The organism is Paenibacillus sp. J22FR5, from assembly GCF_059691975.1.
In genome coordinates this window covers 1-15,716 of sequence record NZ_JCAUAN010000031.1, presented here as the reverse complement: position 1 = coordinate 15,716, position 15,716 = coordinate 1, and the positions used below count along the sequence as shown (strand labels likewise).

Genomic DNA, 15,716 nt, shown 5'->3' with positions numbered 1-15,716 from the left:
TCTATCACCTTCCTCAACTTACAAATGCGATTTTTTTGTTGTGTAATATACATATGGAATAAGAACGGCCATAACAATAAGCACTAATATCCATGAAATGGCTGACCCGATTCCAATATTGGCGAATTTAAAGGTTTGATAATACATATAGGAAGACAGCACCTGCGTGCTTTCCGCCGGACCACCGCCTGTCATGGCATAAATGATGTCATATACCTTCATTGCAGCAATCATGGTAGTTGCGATGACAATAATGAATGTTTCTTGAAGAAGTGGAAGGGTAATGTACCAAAATGATTGGTAGGGCTTTGCGCCATCGATGATTGCTGCTTCGTATGGATCCTGCGAGATTGTTGACAATCCTGCTAGGAAAAGTACTATTGGCTGACCAACCCCTTGCCACACAGCAGCGACAAATACCGCGTAAAGAGCCATTTTCGGTTCCGCCAGCCATGCATGCGTCCAGCTTTCTAGTCCAATGGTTTCCAGAACTTTGTTGACAAAACCCTGTGTCGGATTATACATCCAAGCCCAGACCGTAGCGACGACGACTCCCGACAACACATATGGGAAATAAAAGATGCCGCGGAACATGGTGCGTCCCTTTAATTTCTTATTTAACAGTAACGCGAGTGACAGTCCGAGTCCCAATGTCATAACCAGTGAGCCAAGCATCCACTGCAAATTGTTTTTTAAAGCCCTCGGAAATACAGTGTCCTTTGTAATTAGATCCATATAATTGTGCAACCCTACGAAATCTTTGCTCGGTGCTACCCCGTTCCAACTGAAAAAACTAAGATACAGTGTATATAAGGAAGGAACGAGAATAACCGCCAAATAAATCAAAAACGCAGGAAGTAAAAACAGCACAGGTTTCAAGATTCTGAATTCCATCCGGAATCCTCCTTTTGGAAGAGGTTGAAGCGATCAAATCCTTGATCGCTCCAACCAAGCCCTCTATGATGTTACGAAACTTTATTTCTTCTTACTTTTGAAATCTGTAGCAGCCTTATCAACTTCTTGCGCCGCTTGTTGTGGCGTCCATTCGCCGAGTGCGACACGGTCTTGCGCTTCGAATACTTTTTGAATGACTTGTTGTGGTAAAGCCTGATCCATAATCAAAAAGGCTCCGTCATTTGCACTTTCTAGCATTTCTTTCACATGTGGTGTTTTATCAGACAATTTCGTATTTAGTGCAGCCGGCGTTCCGTAAGTTTCGTTGTACTTGTTTATTACATTAACGCTAGTCAAATACTCGCCAAGTTTTACTGCAGCCTCCTGCTTTGCTTTATCTGATGAACCATTAATTTGGAACATTTCAGCAAATACCGAAGTTCTAGCAGGTTTCTGTTCCGTCGGGAATTTAAATACGCCAAAATTTTTAGCGTCAGTACCAGCGTTATTAATATCTCGGTCAAACCAAGTCCCTTCGTTTATCAAACCAGCTTTTTGCTGTTCGAAACTAGCTTGGGCTTCTTGTGGATCAAGCGAAACATAGCCTTTCGAAAAGTAGCCTTTATCCGTATATTCCTTTAACTTCTCAAATGTTTTGACAACAGCCGGGTCGTTCCAGGACGCGGTAAGGTTTGATAACTTGTCGTGTAGATCCGGTCCTGCAAAATGTTCAAGAAGCACTTCGGTCAAGCGCATTGTGTGCCATCCACCCTTGCTTCCGAAGGAAAGTGGAATAACACCGCTATCCTTAATAGTTTTCAATTGCGAGTCAAACTCAGCAAAAGTCGTAGGCGGGGTTAGCTTGGCTTTGTCGTATATATTTTTCGGATACCACATGCCCATAACGTTCAAGTGGATTGGAATGCCAGCTAGCTTTCCACCGTAAGATGACATATCCAAGGCCGCTTTATTATACATTCCCTCATACTTATGATCTTTAGCAATTGAAGTTAAATCAAGAGTTAGTCCGTTCTCAGGGTAGAAGGAACCAAGAGTCCCTCCCCAAGTAAACCACATATCCGGAAGCGTCTTTGAATTTGCAGCTAGCTTCAAATTTTCTTTAAAGGGATCCACTGCATATTTGCTTAATTGCACATTTATATTGGGATTTTCCGTTTTAAAATCCTCGAGAGCTTTAGCCACCCAATCCCAGCCATTATCCAAAGTCCATAAGGATATGCTCACTTTTTTAGTTGCGTTTCCTCCGTTGTCGGAAGTCGTTGCAGTTGCATTGCCTTTTACATTATTGCTGCTATCCGTACCGCAACCTGCTAACACACCACCTGCGAGCATAACACTCATGAGTACAGTTACCATTTTCTTCATACGTTTTCCCCCTAATAGTAAAATCTGAATTGATGATTCAATGTGCTGCTTCTCCCGTTTCAAATCGCATAGATCACCCCCTTTAATCGTTTCCAATTCTCTTGATTCTCATAGCTAGGTACGGCTTCCCAGGCAGATCGACACGGCAAGCACCTTTGAATTCTCCATCAAGCTGCGTGATGGTCATATTCCACGTATCGATCAAGGAAATTTCAAAACGACCATCTTCGGGAAGCTCCAACATTCTATACGCGGGACAACTTTGTCCAAAGTAAACGAGATAAAGCTCATTATCCACACCGCTGGCAGCCGCATCCCACTTAAAGTTAATTGAGGTTGACCCGAGTTGGGGCCCATCTTCTAATAAATTCCTTAAGAATTGAATGCGCTCCGGACTTTTTCCTTGAAGCGTCCCGCCATGTGACCACCAGATGACATCCGGATGTAAGAATGTTTCCCCATGCGTGACATAACCTCCATTAGCCATTCCACTCCAAAAGCACTCAGTCATCGCTTCCCCCGTAATATTACCCCAGCCATGATTCAAGTTTCCTTCGTACCGGCATTCATCGACAACAATTGGTTTAAGGTATTGATCCCGCCATTCTGGAACAAAGTTCAGATCATGATGCTGAATGCTAGCATGCGTCACCCATGGTTTGCCATGATCGTACCAATGCAGATTGCTTCTATAATGAATCTCCGGATTGTGCCAATTATGGATTGAACGCAAGTGCTGGTAAGGATCACGCTCCTGAACGATTTGGAAGAACCTGTCCCAATCGCTCATCTTCTTCTCATGCATGAGGTCATACTCGTTGGCCAACGACCACCATATATTTCGGAAGGAAGACAGTCTAGCAATGGCATATTGTAAATATCGTTCGTCTACATCCGAACTCATCTTAGCGAATCCCCACCGATCATACGGATGGAATAAGATAAGATCGGCTTCTATTCCTAAATCCTGTAAGTCTTGAATTCGGTTTTCTAAGTGTTCCCAGAATGTCGGATCAAATCTACTAAAATCCCAGCCGGTCTCAAGTGAACCCTCGAAAGGATATAATTCAGGCTCCTTCAGGTTGTAATCATAATGTTTGGGGAACACACACATCCGGATTTTATTGAAGGGAGATTGGCGCAAGCTTGCCAACGTCTGTTTTTCCAACATCTCAGGTTGGTGATTCCACACATAACAGGTTGTGCCGTATGGTCGGTACGGTATGCCATCCGCATAGGCAAAATGATAGATGTTATCGACTTTTACGGGCCCATGATTGCCTGGCCCCGGTATTGCGCAATCGAAAGTTCCTGTAAGACCGTTCAATTTAGACACATTGCTAACGGTTTCAAAAGACCATATTCCTAATCTGTCTGGCATAAACCGAACGCAATACTGACCTTTTCCGTCGTAGAAACCATCTGCTTCCACCACGCGATGACCGTATTTGAAACGTGCACCGAAGTAAACATCGGTAAACGGATTTCCTTGATGGGGTCCTTCGCAGCGGAATTCGTATCTCCCCCACTGTTCAACTTCGAATGTATTCTCTATTTGCTTCGTCATAACTCCTGTTCCTTTCGCTATCGGTTATACTAACATTGTACGGAAGTCCGGCGTAGCATAATAGTAACGGAAACTGCACTTTCCATTGTAATTATGTCCAATTAAATTGATGAAATAGTCAAGATAACATTATCCATAGCTGATTTTTGACATTTCCTATACTTTTTTGTTCAATTCGAAAAAACATGAAAAAATCCCTTATGCCGCAAAAGGTTTGCAGTACAAGGGAAGTAACTTATGCGCTATTGATTGCGATATTCTAGCGGCGTTATACCAAATCGTTCTTTGAACAGCTTGCTAAAGTAGTAAGCATTCGTGTATCCGATGTCGGCAGCGATTTCATAGACCTTCTTTGTAGTCTCGCGAAGCTGTTTTTGAGCATAGTCCATCTTGTTGCGAATGACATAATCGCTAAAATTTTCGCCTACTTCCTTTAGAAACACACGGCTTAAGTAGCCCGAGCTAACATGAATATCTACAGCAACTTTTGTAAGTGTAATATCTTCAAATAAAGACTTATCAATCAATTCCTTCGCCATACGGACAATCAGATTGTCGCTCTGTTCATTAACGGGCAGCCTTAGCAGTGCTTCCAGATACGCTTTTGGTAACTCAGTAATAGACTCGCATGAGGTACTAGACGAATAAATAATAGCAATATTCAGAAGCTCTAACACTTTCTGCCTCAAACTTTCCAAATACTTCACTCGCTCTGCTTGCCTAATGGTTTCTGACTTTGCAGTGGCTGGTGCGATCCAAATAATTTCGCGATAGTGGCGATGAAATACAATTCCTCCCCAGTCCTTGGAGACGAATTCATCAACCAAATAGAGCATGGAAAGAAAACGCAGGTGCTCAGAATCGGCTTCTTCTGACATCGCATCCCCTCTCTTCCGAATGACGGTTAACCAGCAGCCCGACTTAAGCTCATCTGTCATAACCTCGGCAATCAGTGGGGAATCCGGGAACGTATATTTATCCAACAGAGATAGTAAATATTGGTTCCTATCATCCTCTGTAAGCTGTGGATTTGAAGCCTGAGAATGTTCCTCGAGCATTGCAACAGTTTTCCGGAGAGTACCTATAATTTCCTCTTCATCCATCGTCGGTTTATGCAAATAATCGATAGCACCGAGACGGAGTGCTGCCTTGACATAGGCAAAATCGTCATAGCTGCTCAAAAAAATAATCTGTACATTCGAATGACGCTCTTTAATTTGCCGCGCCAGCTCCAGTCCATCCATTCCTGGCATTCGGATGTCCGTCATTACGATATGAATCTGCTCGCTCTCCAATATGCGTAAGGCTTCTTCTCCGTTCGACGCTTCCGCTTTCCAAAATATGTCTAGGCTCTCCCAATTGACCATGTACCTAAGCCCTAGTCGAACAATGGATTCATCTTCAACTACGAGCAGGTTCCACATTTTCCTCTTCCTCCATTCCCCTTGTAGGTATATGGCATCTTAAGCGAAACACATGTCCACTCCATCTGCCGTTCTAGCGTTAACCCATATTCAAAACCAAAACGGAGACGAATTCGATCGTTAACGTTTCGAAGCCCGATATGCGTTGATTCTTCCTCATCATTCATTTCATTCAACAGATGCAATGAGTTTTTCTCAAACCCCACGCCATCGTCAGAAATTTGGAGGATAAGTGTTCTGTGGTCAGTACAAAGAGCAGCCGATACAACAATATGCATTTTGCGTTCCAGCCCTTTAGCACCGTGGAAAATTGCATTTTCAAGCAAGGGTTGAAGCACCATGGGAGGCACAACTGCATGGTAAAGCTCAACAGGGATCTGCCATTCTACCTCAAAAACATTCGTATACCTAAGATCCATTAGGCTAGCATAAGCCTTTAGTAATCTAATTTCTTCCTCCAATGTAACAAGCTCCGTATCGAGTTTCATATTTGCATGCAATAGCTTATTAAGCGCATGAATAAGCTTTGCGATCTGATTAGACTGCTGGAGGATAGCCAACATTCGGATAGAATTTAACGTATTGTAGAGAAAATGCGGTTGAATCCGCGCTCGGAGCGCATACAGCTCTGCAAAACGTTTTTGTCTTTCTTTTTCCTCAATAGAATGTACTAATTCATCTAACCGATGCACCATTTTTCCATAGCTAACCTGCAACTGACCTATCTCATCCCCGCGGCCAAACGAATCAGGAACAGAGAATTTCCCTCTTTCAACGTCCCTCATGGAACGAATAAGCCTCGAGATCGGTTTCGATAATCCCCTCGCCAGAAGCCAAGATACTGCCCCCGCCGCAAACCCCATAATGATTACGATTCCAAAGGTATAGTTACGAATAGTTCGACTGCCTTTCAGCATTTCATCACTGTTCACACCCATATAAATTTTCCAGTTTAAGTAATCACTTTTAAGAAATATGCCACTGAAAGATCTCTGTTTAGAATCCTCTGTAACTGTGGTTTCCCAAGTCCCAATATTTTGGAAAAGACCGATCGATTGAATGCGCTCTGCCAACTTTTTGTCAGAGGTATATATCAAGTTTCGATCCTGATCCAAGACTGTGACTTGAACATTTTTCAGTTCTAAGGAATTAACGATTTTCGGTATGAAATCAGGTAAAATATAGAACGCTATGACAGCTAGAGGTTGAGAATCCTCATCCACAATCAAACGGGAGCCAATGATCGCATTGAAAGAATCCTTGAATTGCTTGATTTCCATAATGCCTGTAACAACAAAACCACCTTTCTTCTCCATCACATTCTTATACCATACCGACTCTCTCTCATCTACCTCCGGTTTAATGGTTGGATTCCCACTAATGAGATAACCATTCTTAGATCCGTTCATTCCGTATACCATCAAACCTTTGATGGATGAATTAATCGACGGATATGCACTCATAAGACGAATTAGCGTTCGCTGCGCATCCCTTTCCGCTGAGCCCCATTGTTCCGGCAACGTATACGGCTTGTTTAAAAAATTAAATGTCTCCGGTATAAAATAAGGCAGCATAGAGAAACGGTCAAAATCACTAATTTGACGTTCGATAGACGTGTTCATCTGTGCAAGAATAACATTCAAATCCTGCTGCGTCTGATTGTAAAGCATGACGGCTGATTTCTGATACGCTATAATCCCGATCAGGAGAGACGGGATACTACTGAGAAGAAGAAACATTGCAAACAACTTTGTCTGAAATCGAATATTCCTCCATCTCGTCATCTTAGCACCTCACATCCAAATTAATAAAAATTCCCTTTATTGAAATATTCAACAAAGGGAATTGGAACACACATAAAATTACACACGAAAATATTATAAATTCAAATAATCTAGTTTAGTATATTTGAATTTAGATATCATCATATATCGAAATAAATAGCGAGTCAACCCTATTTTAGTTTAAATTCAACTAAACTTTATATAAACTCATTTTAATTAATTAGTTTTTCCTTGCATTTTTCACAATAATTAAGCATGAAAAGGACTAAAACAAGATATCGCTTTTCTTGTTTTAGTCCTATTGTATGTATAGAGTCACCCGATGGAGATGAACATTCATTCACCTCCATTACCATAGTCAGTACTATGATTTTGCCACAGACGGCAGTAAAACATAGACGTTGCCCGCCTCCGTCTCGAATTCAATTCGCTCCGAATCGATCTCCCGGAAGGCGATGCTCATCCCCTTCGACTCAACAGCAAGGTCGAAATCGAACCTTCACAAATTTCTTGCTGACCTCCAGAAGCATCAGCGTACATATAACTGAAGCCATTGTGCCTAATGTGATGAAAACAAGGTTGTACAGCAAAGTGTTTCTTAACACTCTTTGTAACACATCGCCCTTAAATAAAAATTGGAAATTATCCAATCCAACCCACGGGCTATTCCAGATTCCCAGATCATACTTGTAATTCTTGAAAGGAAGTAATAATCCGTATAATGACAGATAATCAAAAATAAATAATAACGCTATTCCTGGTAACGCCAATAAAGTTAAACTGTAGTTTTTTTAAAACGTTTTCATTTGTCTTCTTCTCCTTAGTTACCAGATTGCCAATGTATGAACCTTCGATACCCATACTCTAGACAGTTAGGAGCTAAAAGTATATTTTGAAATCTGTCGTTTTCTTTAAAAAGTGACGAAAACTTCGCATTATATAGGCTTCCCTACAAAAAAAGACTCCCATTCACTTATGGAATGGAAGTCTTCTTTGCTAATTAACTGCTATTTCATCCATGTTTGTGCAGGATTAAATTTTAAACATCAATGTTTAAGTACAGGCTTCAATTGATTAATGATTTCCTCCATTTGTTTTGAGCACTGCTCGTACATCTCTTTTGCCTTTTTATTATTCGTGGTCAGTCCATACAACATTAGATCGCCTTCGCACTGTTTTAATGTTGCAAAAAGGGTTGCTTTTTCCTGTGGCACAGGGACCATAATCTTATCGTCAAACAAATCCACAAACAATTGGCCGTAAGAATTGACCTGACCTAGAAACACATTTTCAATCGTAACACCCAATTTATCTAACTCGGTTTTCAACCATGCCTGACTAAAACCAAGGGTGGCTAAGGCTTCAACCATGATTTCACCATCCATAATCACCGCTTGGGGCTCCTTCTCGGGCGCGACTTTGATGCCCAAATGTTTTGGCGTCAACGGTAGATTATCACGAGTTAAAAGCACATTGATTTCCCCGCTGGGTTCCATGATCGCAAATTCAACATCGGCCACTTTAAATACCGATCTTTTACGCAATTGCTCCATGAGTTCATCGGTGGTGAGACGTTCTTTCTTTAAATTATCTTCCAAAACTTTTCCTTCTCTAATCAGTACAGTTCCTTTACTATCAATGAAATCGCGCATCTTTTTACTTTTTAACTGCAAAAATTCAATACCTAACGTGCATGCAACCCATACACCTAAGGAAACTAGACCTAGATACCATGCCGAGTCAATATCCAACGAAATGGATGCCGCAAGATTACCAATTGAAATACCCGTTATGTATTCGAAGAAGGAAAGTTGAGTAACTTGTCTTTTACCCAACAGCTTTGTCATAAGGAAAAGTACAGCAATCGATAGTAATGTGCGCAATAAAACTTCAACCCAATTTAACACAGACGAATCCTCCTCTTTATCAAACAAAATTCCACTTGTATTGAATTGTTTGTAATTATTATGAAATCTATACAAAAACATGATATTTTTTCCTGTTCGTAAAATAGAAGGAAGCAATCTTTGGCTTGGCGAAATCGAAGTCAGCATGCAACCTCGCATGATTCCGCCTCATTTCTAGCGTCGCGCTTTTTTTAAGATAAAAAAACGGAACCAACTGCACTTGGGTGCAAAGGCTCCGTTCTATCCATTAATGAAACGTCGGAAACTGCGTTTGATAATTCGTAAATTGCGTTTTCGTTTGCTGAATTTCCTGTTGATCCGCGACTTTCATTTTGTACCAGCCCTTTTGAAACATCTGGTTGAACAACTGATATTGGGTATTATGGGTATCGCTCAAAATACTTTGCACCGTTTCATGCAGCTTTGGATTTTGCATTTCAAGCAACCCCGTATTATACCCGGAAGACAAGTACTTCTCATTGGTTAAAATTTCATTTAAAAAATCGCGATCGTTTAAATCCGGCCCCTTCACTTGCGGAAGTTGTCCCGATTGGGGCATGGCGAGCTCTAGACTCATAACTGTACCTCCAGTGGATGCCGCAAACCGCTAATGAAGCAGCGTAAGCAGCGAATTGTAGTGGTCGAGATGCTTTTGTCCCGTTTGGTTAATAAGTGCTTGAATATGCGGATCGGTGCACCGATTAGCGGTATCATGGCACTTCTTCATCGCGAGCAGCTCCCAAGACAGAAAGTCTTTCACATAGGAGAGTTCCTTGTCTGTAAGCACATTGCGATCGGATGTCGTTTGGGTCATCTGGGACTGACTATTTGGCATATTCGCTTCCTCCTCTCTCTATCCAAAAAAGTTTGTCTCACCCCATCTACTATTTGCCGCTAACTGTCATTTTATCCATCTCGCTCCTAAAACTCATTTCTGTTCAACAGGAAAATAAATCGTGTAAGTCTCATCCTTTATCCAGTCCCGCAGCCGAGGCAGCTATAACATCCTCTTGTTCAATATGCAAACTCCGCTACAACTGATGTAAAAAAACCAACTGAACCCATTAAAGTGATCTGGTGGCACTCGACGAGCGTAGAGCTTGGCAAAGCCGTCGATAAGTTAGTCGCAGATTTCAATGCCTCTCAGAAAAATGTACAGGTTGAGGCTGTTTTCCAAGGTACTTATGATGAAAGCATCAACAAAATGAAAGCATCTATGGATTTTGCGAAATACCCGCAATTCCAAACTGCAATTGATCAATTGCATATAACAAAAGCGAACACAGCAACCCAAGGTGCTGTGTTGGGCGTATTCCCGGAAGCTCGTCAAATCGTCGAAACGGCAATCGAAGAAGCTTTGACTGGCAAAAAAGCTCCAAAAGAGGCGCTTGACAGCGCAGCAAAAAGCATTACGGAGAAAATTGGTGCTTATAACAAAACGGTAAAATAAATCAATTGAGTAGGCCCATGCGCAATTGCATGGGCCTGTCTGTATAGGTAGTTTCTGGAATCCAAGGGAGCAGATATTGAGTAACTTTCATCCCCCTACTATGAGTCTATTTTCATTGGAACAATTGCATACGTGGTGGTTTCAACATAGTATGAAGCATCAGTTTAATGGAAAAGAGGGAGAACAATGGGGGTTCAAATTACATGCGGAATACGATGCGTCACCTCATCATCCCAACCGAAAAAAAAATCGCGGCGCTATGGGTCTTGTCGGGCACGTCCACCATTACGGCGGCGTTCATGTACGTGCAGGAGAAAGTTGCGCACATCGAATTGTATATTTAAGAACCCTCCATCCGGGTGTCCACCGTTCTTCCCGCCTAAACCTCCTTTACCTTCAGAATCTCCGAAAGATGAACTTGTGAAGGATGAATTATGCGGTATCATTCAACAGGATTGTAACGGTAAATTTATAGAATATTGGAGATCAATTGACATCTCTCCTCTTCACGGTTCAGTTACAGTGTTTAATTCCAGTGAATGTATGATGACTGTCAAAGCAGATATGGATGGTGATGGCATCCCAGATATAACCTTATTTACCATCGAAGAAAAAGATCAAACCAAATCAGTAACTTTCAAATCTATAACTAATCTTGAAATCAGTTTTGAAGGTAAATTAGAACAAAAGTGCAGTGGTAAATACTGGATAACCCTGTATTATAGAAAATAACTAACTACCTATTAAGCAAAATACCATTTTAAAATACAATAGCATTCAGCGCCCGAGTTTGTGCCGTTATCGTAGTAGCAGCTGGTGTGATCGTTGTAACTTGAATTTCCACTGTGTAAGTAACAGAAGTAGTAATTGTGTCATTCCAAGTTAGGCTTGGAATTAGGATATAAGCTTCATTAGCGTTCGGAACAGTAAAACTCCCAGATTCTGTGAGGACTGCAATATTTGCACCGTCTTTTTGTAACCGATAATCAATACTATAAGTAAGAGTAGTACCAGCAGGTTTGTTTAAGACTAACTCGGCTGTCGAATCAAGCTTTACTTGATGCTGACCTGGACTTGACGGACTTACGCCAAGCGTGAGAACATCGACTGCACCGACACCGACTAGATTACCCGTTGTCGTTTCGGTAGAAGTAGCAAAAAAGAGGATGGGTGAGAAAGGCCCATTTGGAAGAGAACCAAATATCCTCCCATTGTTCTTCACCACTTTTCTATTTATTTTTTTACTATAAACTTTTTTATTTCGCCTAAAAAGAAAGGTACCCTTGCGGGTACCTTAACATCAACGATCCTGGATAGTAAGAGTAGACGAAACACTTTGATTATGATATCAATAGGCTACGCCAGTATACGTTTATATAGAGTGATACAAAACGTGCCACTGTCTCCAACGGCTGAGATAATTGAAAAGCTGGTAGGATTATTAACAGATTGGGAATCCGTATTTCCTTGAGCTGCACTTAAAGCAATAGCGGGAGTAGCAGTCCCTGGAGCAGTAACAATCGCTGTACTCGAAGCTGAGTTGAATATTTGAAAGGTTCCTGCAAAATAAGCTCCAGCAGGGGCACTCCATACGTCACCTGCTGAAGGTCCGTTAAAATTACCACAAATTTGTTCTTGGAACATTTGTGCAGGAGGACAGCATCCACCTCCAAGTCCACTTGAACAACTCATTATACACTCCTCCTTTTGTTTACATTACAAGACTATTATATTAATGGATAATGAGTTTGGAATAAACGTTTTCCCTATTGTTGAAAATATGGGTGGATTGAATGATTTTTTGCGATGTCTTTTTTGATTCTGTTAAATTACCTTCATTGCTTACCTCCATAAAGTACTTTCAGTTCCTCTTCCTTCATCGTAAAAATATTTTTTCTTCAGGAAAACGTTTATTCTTCACATCAGCAGAATAAGCTTGAATTGATTCCAATATAATCGGATTCACCGAATGGTATTGTTTGACAAACTTAGGTACCCGCTCAACACCATAGCCTAAAATATCATGATAGACGAGAACCTAGGCATCCACATCCACTCCAGCACCGATTCCAATCACTGGAATCGAAAGGGCTTTGGTTACTTCTTCTGCAAGTTGTCTTGGAACACATTCCAAAAGAAGCGCAAATGCCCCTGCCGCTTCACATTTCTTAGCATCTTCCAGCAATTTTTTAGCGGCTGACGCATCTTTTCCCTGCACCTTATATCCGCCTAAAACTCCGACGATTGCGGTGTCAGCCCAAGGTGGGAGCAGACAGGAATTCCTGCCCTTGTCAGGATGGTGATATGTTCGATGACTTCATCGGCACCTTCCAACTTCACAGCATGGGCACCGGCTTCTTGAATTAATTTCCCGGCATTGATTAATGTATCTCTAACAGATAAATGATAGGTTTAAAACGGCATATCCGTAATGATAAATGTATCCTTTGCTCCTCGTTTAACAGCTTTCGTGTGGTGAATCATATCTCCGAGTGTAACTGGGATTGTTGAATCGTAACCCAGAACCACCATTCCAAGCGAATCACCCACCATAATGACGTCAACGCCCCCTTGTTCTGCAAGTTTTGCAGAAGGAAAGTCATAGGCTGTTAACATGACAATCTTTTCATTGCTTTGATTCATTCTCAAGAAATCTGTCGTTTGTTTCAACATACTCTTTCCTTTAATTAGGGGAGGGATTAAACAGTTCAAAGAGCAAAATAAAAGATCCTTCTGAAAGCAAAGGATCTAACATACTCTCTTCCTTGTTTTATCCCTCTGTCCCGGTCCGGTAAACGGATCTAGGCAGAAACCTCAATTTATGTGCGACATAAATATCTCTATTTTTTTCGATTAACTGCTTTGCACATTCGATTTTGCAGTTAAGAAAATATTGGTAGGGTGAAATTCCAGTATGAGCCTTGAATAATCGGATAAACTGAAATTTCGATAAATGAAGCTCTTTACAGATCTCATCAAGCTTAAGTACATGTTCAAATTTGGCATGAAGCATATCCTTTGCTTTTCTAATTAGCGCGTTATCTTTCTTGTCGTCTGTAGAAAGATTGGTTTGAATCAGACTAACCGTGAGGGTTAAGAGTAATTCACTGCACAACGCCTCATCTTTTTCACTCAATATGGCATATAGCATGACATAATCAAGGCCTTCCTTATCATGTGCCATTCCGTCATGGGCCTGTTCTGGATTAAAAAGCATAATTCCATTTTGATAGGATAATTGTAGACTGCCATCCAAGTTATAATGTTGAATACCACGCAATGTTACGCCTATTGCATAAAATGAAATGCCATTTAGTATATTATTGCAGAAATAAAGCCCTGTTCACGTTCATTCTGGTTTAAAAGAAGAAATGATATGCGCAATAGCGCTCGGGCTTTCCTCCCCATTCGATTCCAGCCATTGATTAATGACTCCCATAGAACCGTGAACCATAAAAGTAAAAGAATAGTCCATTGCAGACGGGTCCTTTTTGTTTTGGTCATCTCCCATTCTATGCCGATAATCTTTATGAACCTCAAGCAATACTTCTGATAAAAAGTTACTTTCTCCTCTATCCGAAATCATGATTCGATAGATCGTTTTCTTCTCTTGGATTATGTTCAATAGCTTGATTAAGGATCCATCTACCGTGCACGGACTCTGATCCTTTTGCAACGTCTCCAATATCTCTTGATTAATTTCCTTCTGCATCACTTCAAATAATTCATAAGGATCTTTGTAGTGCAGATAGAAGGTACCGCGGTTAATGTCTGCTTGTTTGCATATTTCGGTGACCGTTATTTGAGGCAATTTTCTCGTTTCCAACAGAGAAAGGAAACTCCTCTTAATGAGGTCTGTCGTATATTTGGTTCTTCTATTGTTCTTTATTCCGACCATACGATCCTCTTCTTTCCCCATCTATTTAAACAAACTCAAGTCGATATGTTGAATTAATAACATTAACTCGTATATTGATTATTGTGATTCTGGATATTAGTAGATTATACTATCACTGTGGCATTTAATCAACATATGTTCATTTAATGGAAATAATCAGAACGGAGTCTTGGAGGACGGTATAACTCTATTTCAACGAATACAAGGAGAGTGCATAAAAATGACACCTATCATGAACAAACCCAATATCCTAATAGTAGGAGCGGGGGCAGTAGGACTCTCTATCGGATACCATCTCAGTTTGTCCGGTACTGACATTACCTTCCTCGTGCGAGAAGGACGAAAAGCCACATACAATTCTCCTCAACAGCTTTATTGTTATGACGACGCTACACTGAAAAATTTCACCGGTTTCAGCGTCATCGAGGATGTCGCTGAACTGGCGGATAAACAATTTCAGTTTATCATCATTACACTTGACGGAATTGCCAGCCACACGAAGGAAGGCACAGCCATGTTGCGTAAACTCGGCGACTTGGTACGCGCTTCTAGAGCTACTGTCATTATGTGTGGTGCCGGGATTGGCCTTCGCGAGCATTATCTCAAGGTCATGCAGATCTCGGAAGATCGCTTGCTAAGAGGAGTTCTCGGCACGCTAAGTCACCAAGGAAGCGCTAACTTGCCTGTACATGCACCAACAGATCCGGCACAGGTAGCAAAGGCCATTGTCTGTTATAAGCATCCCGCGAACAGGGTCGGTTTCCAAGTCGAGACCAACAACAAAGCTGCAGCAAAGCAATTCGTCAAGATTTACAACCGTTGTGAGGTCTCGCGTTGTGGTCAACTAAGCCCAGCACTGTTTAACATTTACTCCAGCATTGGCTTTCCTGTATACGGAGCGTGTGACATTATGGGCTGGCCTGACTTCTCGACGGTTGTGGCGAACAAGGAACTTTGGCGACTTGCCATCCGTGCCCAAGGCGAAATAGCGGCACTCCCGCAACATGGTTTGTTCGGTAAGATGATAGCCTTGTTCATGGGGCCGCGCATGATGGCAAAAGTACACCTAAAAATGGAACGGGACATGCTGCCACTAGATTATCCGGCATTCAACCGCTTCCATCATGGCGGTAAGGTTCGTGCTCAGGACGTAGAATCCATGCGAAATTCCCTTGCCGAAGGGAAGCGTCGCGGCCGACAGATGACGGCGTTGCAGGAATTACTGAAACGTCTATCAGAGCACGAAGTGGCAAGTCAAGCCGCGGTAAAATAAACAGAAGAGGTCCTTGCATTCTTGAACTGTAACCCGTTTCGTAGACATTTTAATAAAAAGAACTAAGCAGCAAGGAGATGGTCCCTGAACTGGTCAGGGGTCATCTTTTTTAATGTCCACTGATATCTTGATG

Annotated in this window: 14 protein-coding genes and 4 pseudogenes; 5 read left to right on the top strand and 13 right to left on the bottom strand. The window is 41.6% G+C overall.

Features of this window, described 5'->3' with window-relative positions:
• Positions 1-18 precede the first annotated feature (18 nt).
• The 8 genes from AC58P7_RS27145 to AC58P7_RS27110 form a co-directional block, all read right to left on the bottom strand.
• Entirely contained in the window at positions 19-894 is an 876-nt protein-coding gene (locus AC58P7_RS27145; RefSeq protein ID WP_497348578.1) for a carbohydrate ABC transporter permease, read from the bottom strand.
• An 81-nt stretch (positions 895-975) separates the two neighbouring features.
• Complete coding sequence (locus AC58P7_RS27140; protein ID WP_497348576.1) at positions 976-2,280, bottom strand: ABC transporter substrate-binding protein; 1,305 nt, start codon at positions 2,278-2,280, stop codon at positions 976-978.
• 82 nt (positions 2,281-2,362) lie between these two features.
• A complete protein-coding gene (locus AC58P7_RS27135; RefSeq protein WP_497348574.1) occupies positions 2,363-3,847 on the bottom strand; it encodes a DUF5605 domain-containing protein in 1,485 nt (494 codons plus the stop codon).
• Positions 3,848-4,089: 242 nt separating this feature from the next.
• Positions 4,090-5,271 carry a response regulator gene (locus AC58P7_RS27130; protein WP_497348572.1) on the bottom strand — a complete coding sequence of 394 codons (1,182 nt, stop codon included), beginning with the start codon at positions 5,269-5,271 and terminating at the stop codon, positions 4,090-4,092.
• On the bottom strand, positions 5,253-7,055 hold the full coding sequence (locus AC58P7_RS27125; protein WP_497348570.1) for a sensor histidine kinase: 1,803 nt from the start codon (positions 7,053-7,055) through the stop codon (positions 5,253-5,255). Before AC58P7_RS27125 ends, AC58P7_RS27130 begins: the two co-directional genes overlap by 19 nt.
• Positions 7,056-8,101: 1,046 nt before the next feature.
• Entirely contained in the window at positions 8,102-8,902 is an 801-nt protein-coding gene (locus AC58P7_RS27120; protein WP_497348664.1) for a DUF421 domain-containing protein, read from the bottom strand.
• A gap of 307 nt (positions 8,903-9,209) precedes the next feature.
• A complete protein-coding gene (locus AC58P7_RS27115; RefSeq protein ID WP_497348568.1) occupies positions 9,210-9,539 on the bottom strand; it encodes a spore coat protein in 330 nt (109 codons plus the stop codon).
• Between the two features lie 30 nt (positions 9,540-9,569).
• Complete coding sequence (locus tag AC58P7_RS27110; RefSeq protein ID WP_497348566.1) at positions 9,570-9,797, bottom strand: hypothetical protein; 228 nt, start codon at positions 9,795-9,797, stop codon at positions 9,570-9,572.
• Positions 9,798-10,145: 348 nt separating this feature from the next.
• Between AC58P7_RS27110 and AC58P7_RS27105 the strand changes: the two are divergent.
• From AC58P7_RS27105 to AC58P7_RS27095, 3 genes and pseudogenes are all read left to right on the top strand, one after another.
• Positions 10,146-10,412: pseudogene (locus tag AC58P7_RS27105) on the top strand (ABC transporter substrate-binding protein); the annotation flags it as partial.
• 203 nt (positions 10,413-10,615) lie between these two features.
• The gene (locus AC58P7_RS27100; RefSeq protein WP_497348564.1) at positions 10,616-10,756 is read left to right on the top strand and encodes a hypothetical protein; all 141 of its coding nucleotides are present in this window, start codon (positions 10,616-10,618) and stop codon (positions 10,754-10,756) included.
• Between the two features lie 76 nt (positions 10,757-10,832).
• The gene (locus tag AC58P7_RS27095) at positions 10,833-11,144 is read left to right on the top strand and encodes an S-Ena type endospore appendage (RefSeq protein WP_497348562.1); all 312 of its coding nucleotides are present in this window, start codon (positions 10,833-10,835) and stop codon (positions 11,142-11,144) included.
• A 28-nt stretch (positions 11,145-11,172) separates the two neighbouring features.
• Here the strand turns inward: AC58P7_RS27095 and AC58P7_RS27090 are convergent, their stop codons facing one another.
• The 5 genes and pseudogenes from AC58P7_RS27090 to AC58P7_RS27070 form a co-directional block, all read right to left on the bottom strand.
• On the bottom strand, positions 11,173-11,637 hold the full coding sequence (locus tag AC58P7_RS27090) for a hypothetical protein (protein WP_497348560.1): 465 nt from the start codon (positions 11,635-11,637) through the stop codon (positions 11,173-11,175).
• A 131-nt stretch (positions 11,638-11,768) separates the two neighbouring features.
• Entirely contained in the window at positions 11,769-12,104 is a 336-nt protein-coding gene (locus AC58P7_RS27085) for an S-Ena type endospore appendage (protein ID WP_497348558.1), read from the bottom strand.
• A 143-nt stretch (positions 12,105-12,247) separates the two neighbouring features.
• Positions 12,248-13,082 (bottom strand): annotated as a pseudogene (panB, locus tag AC58P7_RS27080) (3-methyl-2-oxobutanoate hydroxymethyltransferase).
• Positions 13,083-13,236: 154 nt separating this feature from the next.
• Positions 13,237-13,710, bottom strand: a pseudogene (locus AC58P7_RS27075) (AraC family transcriptional regulator); the annotation flags it as partial.
• Between the two features lie 51 nt (positions 13,711-13,761).
• Positions 13,762-14,238 carry a TetR/AcrR family transcriptional regulator gene (locus AC58P7_RS27070; protein ID WP_497348556.1) on the bottom strand — a complete coding sequence of 159 codons (477 nt, stop codon included), beginning with the start codon at positions 14,236-14,238 and terminating at the stop codon, positions 13,762-13,764.
• 292 nt (positions 14,239-14,530) lie between these two features.
• Between AC58P7_RS27070 and AC58P7_RS27065 the strand changes: the two are divergent.
• Together AC58P7_RS27065 and AC58P7_RS27060 are read left to right on the top strand one after the other, a co-directional pair.
• A pseudogene (locus AC58P7_RS27065) lies at positions 14,531-14,779 on the top strand (ketopantoate reductase family protein); the annotation flags it as partial.
• Positions 14,780-14,824: 45 nt separating this feature from the next.
• The gene (locus AC58P7_RS27060) at positions 14,825-15,583 is read left to right on the top strand and encodes a hypothetical protein (RefSeq protein ID WP_497348676.1); all 759 of its coding nucleotides are present in this window, start codon (positions 14,825-14,827) and stop codon (positions 15,581-15,583) included.
• The last annotated feature ends 133 nt before the right edge of the window (positions 15,584-15,716 follow it).